The following is a 16,048-nucleotide window of genomic DNA, read 5'->3' on the forward strand; positions in this document are numbered from 1 at the left end:
GATGAAAGGAGTTTTTTTATGGAACCAATTTTAAGAACTGAAAATTTAACGATTCAATTTGGCGGACATATAGCTGTAGATCATGTTGATTTTGTTATGCCAGAGAAACATTTTAAATCGATTATTGGACCGAATGGAGCTGGAAAAACAACCTTCTTTAATTTAATAAGTGGGGAATTAAAACCAACAGATGGCGAAGTGTTTTTCAAAGGAGAATCGATGTCCAAATTTTCCTCAGTCGAGCGAACAAGAAAAGGACTAGGTCGATCTTTTCAAATAACGAATGTATTTCCAAATTTAACTGTATTGGAAAATGTTCGTTTAGCTGTACAATCGAAAGAAAAAATACGATATCAAATGCTTCGACATTTCACTTCTTACAAAGCACTTCATGTGCAAGCAGAGAAGTTATTAGAAACGGTTTTATTATCAAGCAAAGCACATGCATTTGCCAATCAGTTATCACATGGTGAAAAACGCAAATTAGAAATTGCTATGTTGCTTGCACTAGATACTGATGTGTTACTACTAGACGAACCTACTGCTGGTATGTCGCTAGAAGAAGTTCCAGCAATACTAGATGTTATTCGACAAATCAAAGAATCTGGTGAAAAAACGATATTACTTATTGAACATAAAATGGATATGATAATGGACTTGTCTGATTCAATTATGGTTTTATTTAACGGCAGATTGCTTGCAGATGGGACACCGTCGGAAATCATGAAAAATGAGACTGTTCAGCAAGCATATTTAGGAGGTTTATATGATGAGCACCTTGCTTAAACTTGAACAGGTTCATACACATATTGGGCAATATCATATTTTACAGGGCGTTTCATTTGAAGCAAAAACTGGGCAAGTTAGTGTGTTATTAGGAAGAAATGGTGCAGGAAAAACAACTACACTGAAAACGATTATGGGGTTGACCCCTGCATCATCTGGTTCCGTCCAACTGGAGGAAACATTGATCACAAAGCATGCAACACATCAAATTGCTCATCGTGGAATTGGCTATGTTCCAGAAGATCAAGGAATATTCGGGGCGCTTACTGTAGAAGAAAATATGAAAGTTGCTATGAGAAAAGAAGATGATATGGCACGTGAAAGACAAGAGTATGTGCTAGAGCTTTTTCCAGATTTAAAGAAATTTTGGAAAAAGGAAGGCGGATATTTGTCAGGTGGTCAAAAGCAAATGCTTTCCATGGCTCGTGCATTTGTAAATGAAAGTAAGTTACTACTTATTGATGAACCATCTAAAGGACTTGCTCCAGTTGTCATTGAAAAAGTAATGGAAGCAATTGTAGAAATGAAAAAACAAACATCTATTATTCTTGTAGAACAAAACTTCATGATGGCAAGTAGAATCGGAGATACATATACACTTATCGACGATGGTGCAACAGTGCATTCAGGGAAAATGAGTGACTTAGTATCAAATGAAGAGTTAAAACGCAAATACTTAGGAATAGGCTGAGGAGGGTATAGGATGGAATTAATCATCAATTTAACGATTAATGGTTTAGCTACCGGCATGCTTATTTTCCTTTTAGCAGCAGGTTTGACATTAATATTTGGTTTAATGGATGTTTTAAATTTTGCACATGGTGGATTATTTGCATGGGGAGCTTTTTCTGGCGTTTGGTTTTACGGCCTTACGAATAGTTTTACTTTAGCTATTATTGGTGCAATTGGAACGGGGATTGTACTTGGATTCATTACAGAAAAGCTGATTATTAAACCTGTTTATGGGAATCATATACAACAAATTTTAATCACACTTGGTTTTATGATTGTATTATCTGAAATGTTAAAAGTAGTATTTGGTCCTAATCAAATTGCAGCGAAAACTCCACCTTTGTTGTCGGGAAGTTGGGAAATTGGAGACGTTATTATTATTAAATACCGTCTGTTCATCATTGTCGTTGGGTTTCTTATATTTGGTATTTTTCAATTTATATTAAAACGCACAAAAATTGGATTAATCGTACGTGCAGGTGTTATGAACAAAGAGATGGTGCAAGCACTTGGCATTAATATTAAACAAGTATTCTTATATGTATTTATGGTAGGAGCTGGCCTTGCCGCGCTAGGTGGAGTATTAATGGCACCGTATTCAGGTGTTATTTATGCAGAAATGGGAATGGAATTTGCGATATTAGCTTTTATCGTTGTTGTAATCGGTGGTATGGGGAGTTTTCCAGGTTCTTTACTTGCGGCAATTCTTGTAGGGCTTGCTGGAAGCTTTATGGCGTACTATGTTCCGGCGTTATCGCTTGCGGTCAATATGATGCTTATGGCAATTGTGTTAATCTTCCGTCCGCAAGGTTTGTTTACGGCAAAGGGGTGATGGAAAATGAAAAATAAATTTCAACTTAAAAATGGTGCGCTACTCGTTATAGTTGCTGCGCTCGCAGTTTTTCCTTTTGTTTCAGACTCTCGAACTTGGACGATTTTATTAACACAAATTTTCATCTTTGCAATACTAGCAATGAGTTATGATATTTTGCTAGGTTACACGGGAATTGTTTCGTTTGGTCATGCGATGTTTTTTGGAATGGGTGCTTATACGACCGCTATTATGTTAGATAGATTTGAGCCAACGTTGAGCATATTTTTCTTATCGATTGCAGTTGGAATGGTTATAGCAGCGTTCGTTAGCTTCGTCGTTGGACTGCTTACTTTACGTTTGAAAAGTCATTTCTTTGCGATGCTAACACTTGCTGTATCTGGATTGTTCTTAGTTCTTGCAGAAAAATGGAGAACATTAACGCATGGAAATGATGGATTTACATTTAAAGCTCCAGAATTTTTTAAGGATCGAATGATGTTTTATTTATTAGTTCTCGTTTGTTTAGTACTTGTCTATATTTTCTTACGTCGTTTTGTAGATTCACCTCTAGGAAAAGTATTAGTGGCGGTGCGTGAGAATGAACAACGAACGAAATCGCTAGGCTATCATACATTGCATTATAAAGTAATTGCATCTGTAGTAGCTGGTATTGTTGCAAGCTTGGCAGGCTCACTATACGCTATCTCTTTACGATTTGTAAATACAAGCGTACTTGCAATGGACATTACATTAGATGCACTACTCATGACGATTATTGGTGGGGTTGGAACACTTATAGGACCAATCATTGGGGCAGGTGTAATTGAATTAGCACAGCATTATTTATCTGGACTTGCAAAAGATTTCCCTATCTTTGAAAGATGGATTATTTTCTTCGGTATTATTTATATACTAGCCGTTATTTTCTTCCCGAAAGGAATTGTTGGATCGATACAATCGGTATTTTCAAAGAAAAAAGATAAATCATTTGACCCTGTATTGAAAAGAGCGAAGCGTAAGGAGGTAGTCAAATGACGGTAGGAATTGTAAGTACAGGTATATATATACCTAAAGATTATATGACTGCCGAAGAAATTAGTGCTCTTGCGAATCTTCCAATCGATGTTGTAAAAACAAAAATGGGGGTTACTCAAAAACCAATCCCCGGACCGGATGACCATACCGTTGCAATGGGTATATGGGCAGCACAAAAAGCACTTCAAAAAGGAAATATTGATCCAAAAACAATTGATCTTGTTATTTATATTGGAGAAGAGCATAAGGAATATCCTCTTTGGACAGCTGCTATTAAGCTACAAGAAGAAATAGGAGCGTATCACGCGTGGGCGTTCGATGTTGCCTTGCGATGTGGAACAACTATTATGGCGATAAAAGTAGCTAAAAGTATGATGGAATCAGATCCAACTATTAATACAGTGTTACTAGCAGGTGGGTACCGTAATAGTGATTTTATTGATTATCAAAATGAGCGTACTCGTTTTATGTTCAATCTAGGCGCAGGTGGAGCGGCAATTATCTTGAAAAAAGATCATGGCGAAAATATCATTTTAGAATCAGATATTATGACGGACGGTTCGTTTTCAGAAGATGTTGTTGTACCAGTAGGCGGAACGAAAGAACCTTTGACTGCAGAGCATTTGCAAAATGGATTATATCGATTAGATGTATTAGACCCAGTCGGGATGAAAGCAAGATTAGAACAAAAGTCAATGCAAAACTTCTTGAAAGTTATCCGCAATTCTTTATCAAAAAGCGGATACGTGGAAACTGATATTGACTACTTAGCAATACTTCATATGAAAAAATCGGCACATGATTATGTATTGAATGAATTAGGTCTTTCAAGTGATCAGTCTACTTATTTGAGTGATTATGGTCATATAGGTCAAATGGATCAAATTATTTCACTCGAACTTGCTATAGAATCTGGGAAATTAAAAGAAGGAAACCTAGCTGTATTAGTTAGTGCAGGTATTGGCTATGCATGGGGAGCAGTTGCCATCCGATGGGGAAAATAAGAAGGGAGAGTTCTATAATGAGCTTGCAGCAAATTCTTTTATTTAACGGAGAAAGTATTGCTTATCGTAAACGCCCAGGAGGAGAGGAAATTATCGTTTTAGTACATGGTAATATGACGTCTTCCAAGCATTGGGATGTGTTAATGGATACATTAGATGATCGTTATACACTTTATGCATTCGATTTGCGAGGATTTGGTCAATCGACTTACCATAATCGGGTCGAAGCGATTAAAGACTTTTCGGATGATCTAAAAGCATGCATTGACCAATTAGGGCTAAAAAAGTTTCATTTAATCGGTTGGTCAACTGGTGGAGCAATTGGCATGCAGTTTGTTGTGGATTATCCAACTTATTGCGAAAAGCTAATACTTCTCGCTTCCGCATCTACAAGAGGTTATCCTTTTTACAAAACAAATGAGGACGGCACTTCAAATGTTGACTATAGGCTACAAACAATTGAAGAAGTGGAAACTGATTCTAGAACACTCGCAATGCAAGGACTCTATGATACGAAAAATAGGGAAGGTTTAAAAGCGGTTTGGAATGCTGCCATTTATTCACATAATCAACCATCTCCTGAGCTTTACGATGAATATGTGGAAGATATGTTAACGCAGCGCAATTTAGCGGATGTCTATCATTCTTTGAACACGTTTAATATTTGCAATACACCTAATAGCGTTAGCGAAGGGACAAATCAAGTAAAGGATATTACGATTCCAGTATTAATTTTAAGAGGAGATCGTGATTATGTTGTGACAGAAGAGATGACTCAAGAGATTGTTGCGGATTTAGGGGAAAATGCTCTATACATTCCGCTAGTCAATTGCGGGCATTCTCCATTGATAGATGATTTGGAGCAGTTAACAAATGAAATTCATCATTTTTTACAAGGGGAGAAGGCAAAATGAGATTAAAAGATAAAGTGGCACTTATTACAGGTGCAGCTAATGGAATTGGTCTAGCGGCAGTTATACGATTCGCTGAAGAAGGTGCTAAATTGGTTATTGCTGATTATGATGTTACTGCTGGAGTAGAGCAAGAACAAATACTATCTCAGCAAGGATACGATGTAAAGTTTATTCAAGTAGATGTAGCGAATAAAGAAAGTGTAGATTCACTCGTAAAACAAACACTCGAGCATTACGCAAAAATAGATATTTTAATAAATAATGCTGGTATTACGAAAGATGCGATGTTAACGAAGATGACCCAGGAAGATTTCACTCGTGTACTAGAGATCAATTTAAATGGCGTATTTAACTGCACACAAGCAGTCGTTCCACATCTTATCGAACAAGGACATGGCAAAATTATAAATACATCTTCTGTAAGTGGAGTTTATGGAAACGTTGGCCAAACGAATTATGCCGCTACAAAAGCTGCAGTCATCGGCATGACAAAAACATGGGCAAAAGAGTTCGGACGAAAAGGAATTAATGTAAATGCAGTCGCTCCGGGCTTTACAAAAACTGCAATGGTAGAGAAAATGCCAGAAAAAGTTATCGATCAAATGAAGTCTATTATTTCTATGCAACGTTTGGGCGAACCAAGTGATATTGCCAATGCCTATTTATTTTTGGCATCAGATGAATCCAACTACGTGCAAGGTCATGTATTACATGTAGATGGTGGAATCATGATGTAACGAAAGGAGCGGTGCAAATGTATACAGAACAAGCTTGGATATATAAACGTGCCGTACTGTCTCCGGCAAAAATCGCTTTAATCGATGTTCATACTGGAGAACGCTGGAGTTATAAAGATCTAACTATGAATATATCAAAGTGGGTGCGTTATTTTGAGTTGCAACAAATTGAAAAAGGAGAACGCATCGTCGTTTTGTCCCATAATTGTTTAGAGCTTTTTGCTATTCTATTTGCTTGTGGTTTGAGGGGGCTTATTTATGCTCCTTTAAATTACCGTTTAAGCGATGTGGAACTTCAATATATAATTCGGGATTGCGAGCCAGCTTTAGTTGTATTTGATGCAGATCATCAAGATATTAGTGACAACATAGAAAATGTTGAACGCTTATTAATGACTAGTGTAACAAATGATAACGTTTCATATTGTCCCTCAAAGACCGATTGGAGCGCTACAGATAGTTGGATGATGATTTACACGGGCGGTACTACGGGCAAACCAAAAGGAGTGGTACTTTCCTTTGATGCGGTCAATTGGAATGCTATTAATACTATTATTAGCTGGGGATTAAATGATCATGACTGTACCTTAAATTATATGCCACTGTTTCATACGGGTGGGTTGAATGCTCTCTGTCTACCGTTATTGATGGCGGGAGGCACTATCGTTATTGGAAATCGTTTTAATGCGGAAGAAGCACTACATTCGCTGAATACATATAAGACGACTATTTCTTTGTTTGTACCAACTATGTATCAAGCAATGCTAGAAACTAGTTATTTTAAGGATGCTACTTTTCCAACAGTTAAAGTTTTTTTGTCTGGAGGGGCACCGTGTCCCAAAAGCATTTATGATGCATTTGAACAACGGGGATATTTGTTTAAAGAAGGATATGGACTTACAGAAGCCGGTCCTAATAACTTTTTTATTCATCCAGAAGAAGCAAGAGAGAAAAAAGGCTCTGTAGGAAAAAGCATGCAATTTAACGAAGTGAAAGTAGTAAATGAGGTTGGCGATATTTGTCGAGCGAACGAAGTTGGAGAGCTATACCTCGCTGGGAAACATGTTTTTACGAAATATTGGAGAAATGAAGAAGAAACGAATCGTACGCTTGTGGATGGTTGGTTAAAGACAGGTGACCTTGCAATCGTTGATGAAGATGGTGATCACTTCATCGTTGGTAGACGTAAAGAAATGATTATTTCTGGAGGAGAAAATGTATATCCTCAAGAAGTAGAGCAGTGCCTACTATTACACGCTAATGTTCGTGAAGCAGCAGTAATTGGAGTAACGGATGAAAAGTGGGGCGAATGTGTCACAGCATTTATTACATGCAAAAATAGCCGACATTTTGTGGAACTAGAGCTTATCAACTTTTGTAAAGAAACGTTAGGTAGCTATAAAGTACCGAAAAGAATTTTTGCTTTAGAGGAGCTACCAAAAACAGATGTAGGGAAAATTGATAAAAAAAGATTGCTCGACTTCACTTTAATGTAAAGAGACGAAAAGGCTGTAGAGTACATCTTTACAGCTTTTTATCGTGCCTTTTTGTTATACTAGACAATGAGGTGACATGAAAAATGTTTATTAGTGAGAAAGAAATTGAAGTGCGTTATGCAGAAACGGATCAAATGGGTGTTGTCTACCATGCAAATTATCTTATTTGGTTAGAAATGGGCCGTACAAAACTCATTCAAGATATCGGATTTACATATGCTGGACTCGAAGAAGACGGGTATTTATCTCCAGTAACAAATGTTAATGTGAATTACAAAACATCTGTAAAGTACGGGGAAACAGTGACCGTTAAAACATGGGTAGAGCACCACGGAAAGCTTCGTACGATATATGGTTATGAAATACTACATAATGATGGTACGATTGCGTCAACTGCTACTACAGAGCATGTAGTCGTAAAAAAAGAAAATTTTCGACCGATTTCATTAAGTAAAATTCACCCAGAATGGGATGCAAAATATAAAGAAATAGCTAAGGTGAATGATTAATGGCGTTTGGAATTACTCGCGAAGAACTAGTCGAATGGAAATTGTCTGTACAAAATGAAAAAATTGCGTTCCTCACGCATTACTGGATTGACGAGCGTTTTCCAGGTTGTAAAACCGTAACAAAAGTAGGTTGTGGCAATTTGTCGATTTTAATCGAATGGGGTAAACAATACGGATTAAAAGAGGAATGGATTGACCATAAGGAAGGATATCCGCATTTCGACTTGTTCGGGAAATATGAATATGACATACTGAAAAATGAAGGTTTATTAGATCAACTAAAAAGGTTTCAGTAAAAAAAGCGTGAAATGAATCTCACGCTTTTTCATATGAATAAGTTAATTCATCCAACTTGACATCTACATCCACATGCAAGTCATAGCCTTCGAAAAACCATGCATCACGTTCTTCGATAAAATATACGATATTATCTCTCGTAATTGTTGAAGAAGGAATGACCGGAATATCCCGTGTCATGCCAATTGAAAAACCATCATGTACAGGACTAGAGCCACCGTAGCGAGCATAAAAACGAATGGCATCACCTGCTTTTACTTCCATTTCATCATGGAACCACTTCACTGCATCAAGAGATAAAATGATTTTCAAATGATTCACCAAGCTTTCTTAAAAAGTTAAATCCATGTTACTTTTGGCTCTGTGCCTTCTTTAATACGTTTTATATTCGAACGATGGCGATAAAAGATGAACATTGCTAGCAACACGATGATACCGATCAAAGGTAAATCTTTATCTACTGTAAAGTAATAAATAATTGAATAAACAAGTGCAACAATAGATAAAATCATCGATGTTAAGGATACTATTTTTGTTAGCTTCAGTACGAGGAGAAATCCAACTACTAAAAGTACAAATATTGGCCAGTTATATCCGAGAATAATTCCAGCAGAAGTTGCTACTGCTTTTCCACCTTTGAATCTTGCGAAGATTGGATACATATGACCAACTACTGCTAGCATACCAAGAACTAAAGGATGCACATTTACCGAGTCAAATATAGATAACAAGCCGAGTAATGTTGCAGCAGTACCTTTTAGAATATCCATTACGGTAACAATCAAACCAGCTTTTTTTCCAAGAGTACGAAACGTATTTGTCGCACCTAAGTTTCCACTTCCATGCTCGCGGATATCGGTTTTGTAAAATATCTTTCCAATCCATAACCCAGACGGTATGGAACCGATTACATATGCAAGTAAAAGTAAAATGATCGTAGTCATAGCATGCTCCTTTAAATTAGAAAACTATTATTATATTGAACTTATTAAGTTTAACATGTACGCTAAGTTCAGTTCAATGTAAAGAAGGAATTATGCAATAAAATATAGAATGCTAGTAAAACGTCAATTGCATTCTTTTTGATATTTATTTACAATTAAGCTTATGCCTTTGTTCGGTGACTATTGACAGACATTCAATCTGTTTGTAGTCTTTAATAAGAGTAAGAACAGATGTTTTGTTTTTTGGAGGGGAAAGTATTTGAGTAAGAATGAAGCATTAACAAGCTATAGTGATGACGATATTCATGTATTAGAAGGGTTGGAAGCAGTTAGAAAAAGACCTGGTATGTATATTGGATCAACGGATGCACGAGGCTTACATCACTTAGTGTACGAAATAGTCGATAACGCAGTAGATGAAAGTCTTGCGGGCTTTGGTGATCATATTATCGTCAAAATCCATGAGGATCAAAGTATAACAATAAGAGACTTCGGTCGTGGTATGCCTACTGGAATCCACAAAACAGGTAAGCCAACTGCAGAAGTTATTTTTACTGTTTTACATGCAGGTGGGAAATTTGGACAAGGTGGCTATAAAACAAGTGGTGGGCTACATGGTGTAGGTGCTTCTGTTGTTAACGCATTGTCTTCTTTCGTAGAAGTAATCATTCATCGAGATGGTAAGAAATTTATTCAGCGTTTTGAAAATGGTGGACAAACAGCTCAAACTTTAAAAGAAATAGGTACAACGAAAGAAACTGGTACTTCAGTACATTTCTTACCTGATAGCTCTATTTTCTCCGTAGTGAAGTATAATTACGAAACATTATGCGAGAGACTTAGAGAATCCGCATTTCTTTTAAAGGGCTTAAAAATAGAGTTAATAGATGAACGTACGGAAGCGCATGATGTTTTTCATTATGAAACGGGAATTGAAGCTTTCGTTTCTTATTTGAATGAAGAAAAAGACGTGCTACATCCCGTTTTTTATATGGAAGGCGCACAAGATGAAATGGAAGTTGAGTTTGCGTTCCAATTTAATGATGGCTATTCAGAAACAATTTTATCATTTGTTAATAATGTTCGTACTCGTGATGGTGGGACGCATGAAACTGGAGCAAAAGCAGCGTTAACACGTGTCTTTAATGAATATGCGCGTAAGACGAATTTATTGAAGGAAAAAGAAAAAAATCTAGAAGGATCAGATATTCGAGAAGGACTATCTGCCGTTATTTCCGTTCGTATTCCAGAGAATTTATTACAATTTGAAGGGCAAACGAAAGGGAAATTAGGAACAAGTGAAGCAAGAAGTGCAGTAGATGCTGTTATTTCGGAAAAACTTCAATACATTCTAGAAGAAAATGCCGAGCTAACAAGTTCGCTTGTTCGTAAAGCAATTCGTGCACAACAAGCGAGAGAAGCAGCTAGAAAAGCGAGAGAAGATGCGCGTAATGGGAAGAAGCGTAAACGTTCAGATACGCTTTTATCTGGTAAGTTAACACCAGCGCAATCTAGAAACGCTGCGAAAAATGAATTATACCTAGTCGAAGGTGATTCGGCAGGTGGTTCTGCTAAGCAAGGGCGAGATCGTACATTCCAAGCAATCCTTCCTTTACGAGGAAAAGTTATTAATACAGAAAAAGCAAAGCTTGCAGATATTATGAAAAATGAAGAGATTGCAACAATCATCCATGCCATTGGTGGCGGAGTAGGGTCAGACTTTCAAATTTCGGATATTGCATACGATAAAGTAATTATTATGACGGATGCGGATACAGATGGAGCACATATTCAAGTGCTTTTATTAACTTTTTTCTACCGGTATATGAAGCCTTTAATCGAAAACGGTAAAATCTACATTGCCTTACCTCCTCTTTATAAAGTGTATAAGGGTCTAGGTAAGAAAGAAGTGTTTGAATATGCTTGGACGGAAAAAGAATTAGAAGAAGCTTCGAAAAAGGTTGGTAAAGGCTATATGCTTCAGCGCTATAAAGGGCTTGGAGAGATGAATGCTGACCAATTATGGGATACTACGATGAATCCAGAATCGCGTACACTAATACGCGTAACAATTGAAGATGGCGCACGTGCGGAAAAACATATTACGACATTAATGGGTGACAAAGTAGAACCCCGTCGTAAATGGATTGAAGCGAATGTTGACTTCAGTTTAGAGGATGAGTCGAATATTTTAGAAAATGAAAGAATTCACACGGAGGATGAGTTAGTATGACACAAACCGAGCGTTATCAAGATTTACCACTAGAAGAAGTAATTGGCGATCGGTTTGGACGTTATAGCAAATACATCATACAAGACCGTGCACTACCAGATGCGAGAGATGGTTTAAAGCCTGTTCAACGCCGTATTTTATTTGCTATGTTTCAAGAAGGTAATACAAACGATAAACCTTTCCGTAAATCAGCTAAAACTGTCGGAAACGTAATAGGTAACTATCATCCACATGGTGATAGTTCTGTTTACGAAGCGATGGTAAGGATGAGTCAAGACTGGAAGCTTCGTCATATGCTCGTGGAGATGCACGGAAATAATGGTTCGATGGATGGCGATTCACCTGCCGCAATGCGTTACACAGAAGCTAGACTTTCTGCTATTTCGCATGAATTATTACGTGATATTAATAAAAATACAGTAGACTATATTCCAAACTTTGATGACTCTGACTCAGAACCGGTTGTATTACCAGCACGGTTTCCCAACTTGTTAGTAAACGGTTCAACAGGAATTTCTGCAGGTTATGCGACAGATATTCCACCCCATTCATTACATGAAGCATTAGACGCTGTATTAATGCGTATGGAAAACCCTGCTGCAACCGTTGAGGAGTTAATGACAGTTATTAAAGGACCAGATTTTCCAACTGGCGGAATTATTCAAGGTGTCGATGGTATAAAAAAAGCGTATGAAACGGGTAAAGGTAGAATAATTGTTCGCTCTAAAACGGAAATCGAAACGATTAAAGGCGGAAAAGAACAAATTGTTATTACCGAAATTCCATTTGAAGTAAATAAAGCAAATATGATTAAAAAAATTGATGAGCAACGTCATGATAAGCGACTAGACGGAATTGCTGATGTTCGTGATGAGTCAGATCGTACTGGTTTGCGTATTGTCATTGAAATGAAAAAAGATATAGATGCACATGGTATTTTACAGTTTTTATTTAAGAATACAGATTTACAAGTGGCATATAATTTCAATATGATTGCGATTCATCATCGACGTCCAACCATGATGACATTACCTTTACTGTTAGATTCTTATATTGAGCATCAAAAAGAAGTTGTCACTCGCAGAACTAAATTTGATTTGAATAAAGCGAAAGATCGCTTACATATCGTAGCGGGTCTTATGAAGGCGTTATCCATTTTAGACGAAGTCATTCGAACAATTCGTGCTTCAAGTGATAAGAGAGATGCCAAAAACAACTTAATGACTTCTTTTGACTTCTCAGAGGCTCAAGCAGAAGCAATTGTATCGTTACAACTATATCGCTTAACAAATACAGACATTACAGAACTACAAAAAGAAGAAGAAACGTTAAATGCATTAGTAAAAGAATTAGAAAGCATTTTAGCAAGTGGAGCAGTTCTTTCTAAAGTAATTAAAAAAGAACTTTTAGCTGTGAGAAAGCAGTTCGCAGTACCACGTAAATCAGTTATCGAAAATGAAATAGAAGAAATTAAAGTAACGTTGGATGTACTTATTCCAAGTGAAGAAGTAATCGTTACTGTTACAAAGGATGGCTATATTAAGCGTACGAGTGTCCGCTCCTTTACAGCATCTAATGGACAAGATTTTGCTATAAAAGAATCCGATTACTTGCTCTACCAAGCACCGATTAATATGCAGCATCACTTATTGCTGTTCACATCGAAAGGTAATTATATTTATCAACCGATTCATGAACTACCAGATATTCGTTGGAAAGACCTCGGTCAACATATATCGAGTATTATGGCATTAGAAGCAAATGAAACGATTATAAAGGTTGTAGGTATAGATTCCTTCGATTTGGATTTAAGCGTGCTTACAGTGACGAAAGAAGGCCAAATTAAGCGATCTCTGCTATCAGAATACGTTGTACAAAGATATTCGCGTCCACTTAACACAATGAATCTAAAAAAAGAAGACGAAATGATTTTTGCAGAGCTTGTTGCACCTTCCGATGAAGTTTTACTCACGACTTATAATAGTTATTCTGTTCGATTCTCTTTAGATGAAGTTCCGATTACCGGTGTCAAAACAGGTGGCGTTAAAGGAATCAGTTTGAAAGATGCGGATAGTGTCATTAGCGTTAATGTCATTGCACAAAATAGTACTGATGACCTTATACTTATTACACATCGCGGTTCTGTGAAGAAAATGGCTTTAAAAGAGATTGAAATAGGTACCCGCGCGAAACGAGGTGTGGTTACCCTTCGCGAGCTTAAAAACAACTCACATCGTGTATTTGCGGTTGTTTTAGTGCAACGCAATGATGAACTTGTTTTGGAAACAGATAAATCATTACAAGAAGTAATTCAAGTAAATTCGCTTCGACCGTCCGACCGATATTCAAATGGATCACTTATAATTGATACAGAAAAAGATGGTTCATTAACTCGCGTATGGAAAAAGCCTACGGAACAAAAAGACTAAAGGAAAAGGAGCTTATTTAAAGCTCCTTTTCTAGTTAAGAGGATTTTTATGTGGAAAAATGCAAATGTTTGGAGTGTATTAGTAGGTGAGCTAATAGCCGGTTTAGGTTTATGGAGCGGAATCATTGGTAATCTTGAGTTTATGCAAGAAAAAGTACCTTCCGATTTTCATAAATCTTTAATTTTAGCGAGTGGACTTCTTGCTGGTGTACTAGTTGGACCTCTGGCAGGAAAAGTTATTGACCAATCAAAGAAAAAAACAGTATTAATTGTATCCGGTATAGGGCGACTCATTAGTGTCCTATTTATGTTTGTTGCGATTGCAACTGGGTCCATTTGGTGGATGGTATTATTTCTTATTAGTTTGCAAGTGTCTGCTTCTTTTTATTTTCCAGCGTTACAAGCAACACTTCCTTTAATCGTAAAGGAACGTGATTTATTGCAGTTAAATGGTTGGCATATGAACATTTCAACGATTGCTCGAGTAGCCGGTACTGCAATGGCAGGCTTAGTACTCGTCTATTGGCAAATTCAGTCACTATACATTGTCTCAATGGTTGCTTATGCAGCTTTACTCCTTTTCACATTCATGCTGAAAATAGACGAAGTAGAAGTGCCTAAAAAAGAAGTGTCGAAGCAAGCAAGTGGGTTTAAAGAAGTCTTTCCAATGCTTAAAGAAAACAGAACTGTTCTCATAACACTTATTTTAACAGTCATTCCGGTATTATTTTTAGGATCATTCAATTTGATTGTCATTAGTGTAAGTGAAATTCAGGATTCTTCTTTTATTAAAGGAATGATTTACACAGTTGAGGGAATTGCATTTATGGTAGGGTCTGTGGCAATAAAATATATTGGTTCGAAATGGAAGATTCATAATATCCTATTTTTCTTTGTTTTTGTAGTAGGATCAGCAGAGCTTTTATTGTATTTTGCAGCCAGTCCAGCAATCACATTATTAACTTTTGCACTAGTTGGATTTTCTTTAGGCTGTTTTTTCCCGACAGCTATGACCATTTTCCAAAAGCAAGTACCAAAAGAATATCACGGTCGCTTTTTCTCGTTCCGAAATATGATTGATCGTGTAGCATTCCAAGTAGTCCTGCTATCAACCGGAGCACTTTTAGATTTTATTGGATTACAATATATGGTCATTGTATTCGGAGTAATAAGTGTCACTTTGTCTTCGATATTCTTATTCCAAATGAAAAAAAGTGGGGTAAGTATGGACTAGGAAAAACCGGTGATTTCCACTGTTGATAAATAGGAGGAGATAATCAGAATGAAAAAGTTTATTTTACTATTTTTAGTTATTGTTTTGGCAATAGTTTTTTCTGCTTGCTCAAACAACACGGATATACCGAAATTAGTCAGTAAGGAAGGTATTGCACCGTATGAGCTATCAGAAAGCGATACATATCTTCTGGAGTCGTTTGGACTTGAACAGGACGCAAATATCCTATCTTTCAAAGCTCCTAAAACTGCAAGAAGCCTTAAAGTTAATGTTTATACTTTGAACGATGATGATACTTGGAACGTTATGGGAGATGGACAGGTGTCATTAGGGCAAGATGCTGATCCAGATGATAGATTAGAAGGTACGTTTACTATGATGCTTAAAGACAACTATGCAATAGATTTCAACATCAACACAAAGGGAATGGCTTCCTATCAGACCGATACACTGGATGTCGATTATGAAATTACAGCATCTCTAAAAGGTTTTCTGACAGATTTTCAAAGTATCGAAATCAATAAAGAAATACCAGTTGCTATTATGATTTATGACAGTGGTTCCAGTATGAGAAGCTATGATGTGGGGGATTTCTTTTCTCCTTCAAAGTTTGAAGAAATGGACTTAGTCCAGGCAGTCACACTGACTTTTACCGATTAAGCAATATAAAAAGCATTTCCATCGGGTATAATACCTGGTGAGAAATGCTTTTTATATTTATTCTGTTGATGTTGTAATTTTTCAACTTTCGTTTTCGTCTTGCGTACATGCGTACTAAAGTCGATTTCACTACGAAATAATGAAACATCTTTTCCTGTGTTGCGTAATTGATGGCTGCGTTTTCGTTTTGCTGCTGATTTTGCCATATTAAATCACTCCTTTAAT

At 36.8% G+C, this 16,048-nt stretch carries 17 protein-coding genes; 14 read left to right on the plus strand and 3 right to left on the minus strand.

Annotated elements, in window-relative coordinates; genetic code table 11:
• The first annotated feature begins 18 nt into the window (after positions 1 to 18).
• The 10 genes from RUH95_RS08095 to RUH95_RS08140 all read left to right on the plus strand — a co-directional run bounded on the left by RUH95_RS08095 (position 19) and on the right by RUH95_RS08140 (position 8,323).
• Positions 19 to 786, plus strand: a complete 768-nt coding sequence (locus RUH95_RS08095; RefSeq protein WP_313892346.1) for an ABC transporter ATP-binding protein — start codon at positions 19 to 21, stop codon at positions 784 to 786.
• Positions 770 to 1,477, plus strand: coding sequence for an ABC transporter ATP-binding protein (locus tag RUH95_RS08100; RefSeq protein ID WP_313892347.1), 708 nt, complete (start codon positions 770 to 772; stop codon positions 1,475 to 1,477). The genes RUH95_RS08095 and RUH95_RS08100 overlap by 17 nt, the downstream gene beginning before the upstream one ends.
• 12 nt (positions 1,478 to 1,489) lie before the next feature.
• Positions 1,490 to 2,350 (plus strand): branched-chain amino acid ABC transporter permease, encoded by an 861-nt coding sequence (locus tag RUH95_RS08105; RefSeq protein ID WP_313892348.1) that lies wholly within the window; start codon positions 1,490 to 1,492, stop codon positions 2,348 to 2,350.
• Between the two features lie 6 nt (positions 2,351 to 2,356).
• Entirely contained in the window at positions 2,357 to 3,367 is a 1,011-nt protein-coding gene (locus RUH95_RS08110) for a branched-chain amino acid ABC transporter permease (RefSeq protein ID WP_313892349.1), read from the plus strand.
• Positions 3,364 to 4,371, plus strand: a complete 1,008-nt coding sequence (locus tag RUH95_RS08115; RefSeq protein WP_313892350.1) for a 3-oxoacyl-ACP synthase — start codon at positions 3,364 to 3,366, stop codon at positions 4,369 to 4,371. Before RUH95_RS08110 ends, RUH95_RS08115 begins: the two co-directional genes overlap by 4 nt.
• A gap of 17 nt (positions 4,372 to 4,388) precedes the next feature.
• Positions 4,389 to 5,285 carry an intracellular short-chain-length polyhydroxyalkanoate depolymerase gene (gene phaZ / locus RUH95_RS08120; RefSeq protein WP_313892351.1) on the plus strand — a complete coding sequence of 299 codons (897 nt, stop codon included), beginning with the start codon at positions 4,389 to 4,391 and terminating at the stop codon, positions 5,283 to 5,285.
• The gene (fabG, locus tag RUH95_RS08125; protein ID WP_313892352.1) at positions 5,282 to 6,022 is read left to right on the plus strand and encodes a 3-oxoacyl-ACP reductase FabG; all 741 of its coding nucleotides are present in this window, start codon (positions 5,282 to 5,284) and stop codon (positions 6,020 to 6,022) included. The genes phaZ and fabG overlap by 4 nt, the downstream gene beginning before the upstream one ends.
• Positions 6,023 to 6,039: 17 nt before the next feature.
• Positions 6,040 to 7,518 carry an AMP-binding protein gene (locus RUH95_RS08130; RefSeq protein WP_313892353.1) on the plus strand — a complete coding sequence of 493 codons (1,479 nt, stop codon included), beginning with the start codon at positions 6,040 to 6,042 and terminating at the stop codon, positions 7,516 to 7,518.
• A gap of 83 nt (positions 7,519 to 7,601) precedes the next feature.
• A complete protein-coding gene (locus RUH95_RS08135; protein ID WP_313892354.1) occupies positions 7,602 to 8,027 on the plus strand; it encodes an acyl-CoA thioesterase in 426 nt (141 codons plus the stop codon).
• Complete coding sequence (locus RUH95_RS08140) at positions 8,027 to 8,323, plus strand: hypothetical protein (protein ID WP_313892355.1); 297 nt, start codon at positions 8,027 to 8,029, stop codon at positions 8,321 to 8,323. Before RUH95_RS08135 ends, RUH95_RS08140 begins: the two co-directional genes overlap by 1 nt.
• Positions 8,324 to 8,342: 19 nt before the next feature.
• Here RUH95_RS08140 and RUH95_RS08145 read toward each other — a convergent pair whose 3' ends face one another.
• The gene (locus RUH95_RS08145; RefSeq protein WP_313892356.1) at positions 8,343 to 8,645 is read right to left on the minus strand and encodes a HesB/YadR/YfhF family protein; all 303 of its coding nucleotides are present in this window, start codon (positions 8,643 to 8,645) and stop codon (positions 8,343 to 8,345) included.
• 17 nt (positions 8,646 to 8,662) lie between these two features.
• Complete coding sequence (gene plsY, locus RUH95_RS08150; protein WP_313892357.1) at positions 8,663 to 9,268, minus strand: glycerol-3-phosphate 1-O-acyltransferase PlsY; 606 nt, start codon at positions 9,266 to 9,268, stop codon at positions 8,663 to 8,665.
• A gap of 259 nt (positions 9,269 to 9,527) precedes the next feature.
• Between plsY and parE the strand changes: the two genes are divergently transcribed.
• The 4 genes from parE to RUH95_RS08170 are packed head-to-tail and all read left to right on the plus strand — an operon-like array spanning position 9,528 to position 15,823.
• On the plus strand, positions 9,528 to 11,501 hold the full coding sequence (gene parE / locus RUH95_RS08155) for a DNA topoisomerase IV subunit B (protein ID WP_313892358.1): 1,974 nt from the start codon (positions 9,528 to 9,530) through the stop codon (positions 11,499 to 11,501).
• Positions 11,498 to 13,930: a DNA topoisomerase IV subunit A gene (gene parC, locus RUH95_RS08160; RefSeq protein ID WP_313892359.1), complete on the plus strand. Its 2,433-nt coding sequence runs from the start codon at positions 11,498 to 11,500 to the stop codon at positions 13,928 to 13,930. The genes parE and parC overlap by 4 nt, the downstream gene beginning before the upstream one ends.
• 48 nt (positions 13,931 to 13,978) lie before the next feature.
• Complete coding sequence (locus tag RUH95_RS08165) at positions 13,979 to 15,163, plus strand: MFS transporter (RefSeq protein WP_313892360.1); 1,185 nt, start codon at positions 13,979 to 13,981, stop codon at positions 15,161 to 15,163.
• Between the two features lie 48 nt (positions 15,164 to 15,211).
• Positions 15,212 to 15,823 carry a hypothetical protein gene (locus RUH95_RS08170; protein ID WP_313892361.1) on the plus strand — a complete coding sequence of 204 codons (612 nt, stop codon included), beginning with the start codon at positions 15,212 to 15,214 and terminating at the stop codon, positions 15,821 to 15,823.
• Here RUH95_RS08170 and RUH95_RS08175 read toward each other — a convergent pair.
• Positions 15,820 to 16,029 (minus strand): hypothetical protein, encoded by a 210-nt coding sequence (locus RUH95_RS08175; RefSeq protein ID WP_313892362.1) that lies wholly within the window; start codon positions 16,027 to 16,029, stop codon positions 15,820 to 15,822. The genes RUH95_RS08170 and RUH95_RS08175 overlap by 4 nt on opposite strands.
• Positions 16,030 to 16,048: the final 19 nt, after the last annotated feature.

It is taken from the genome of Psychrobacillus sp. (assembly GCF_032154225.1).
Lineage (GTDB): Bacteria > Bacillota > Bacilli > Bacillales_A > Planococcaceae > Psychrobacillus.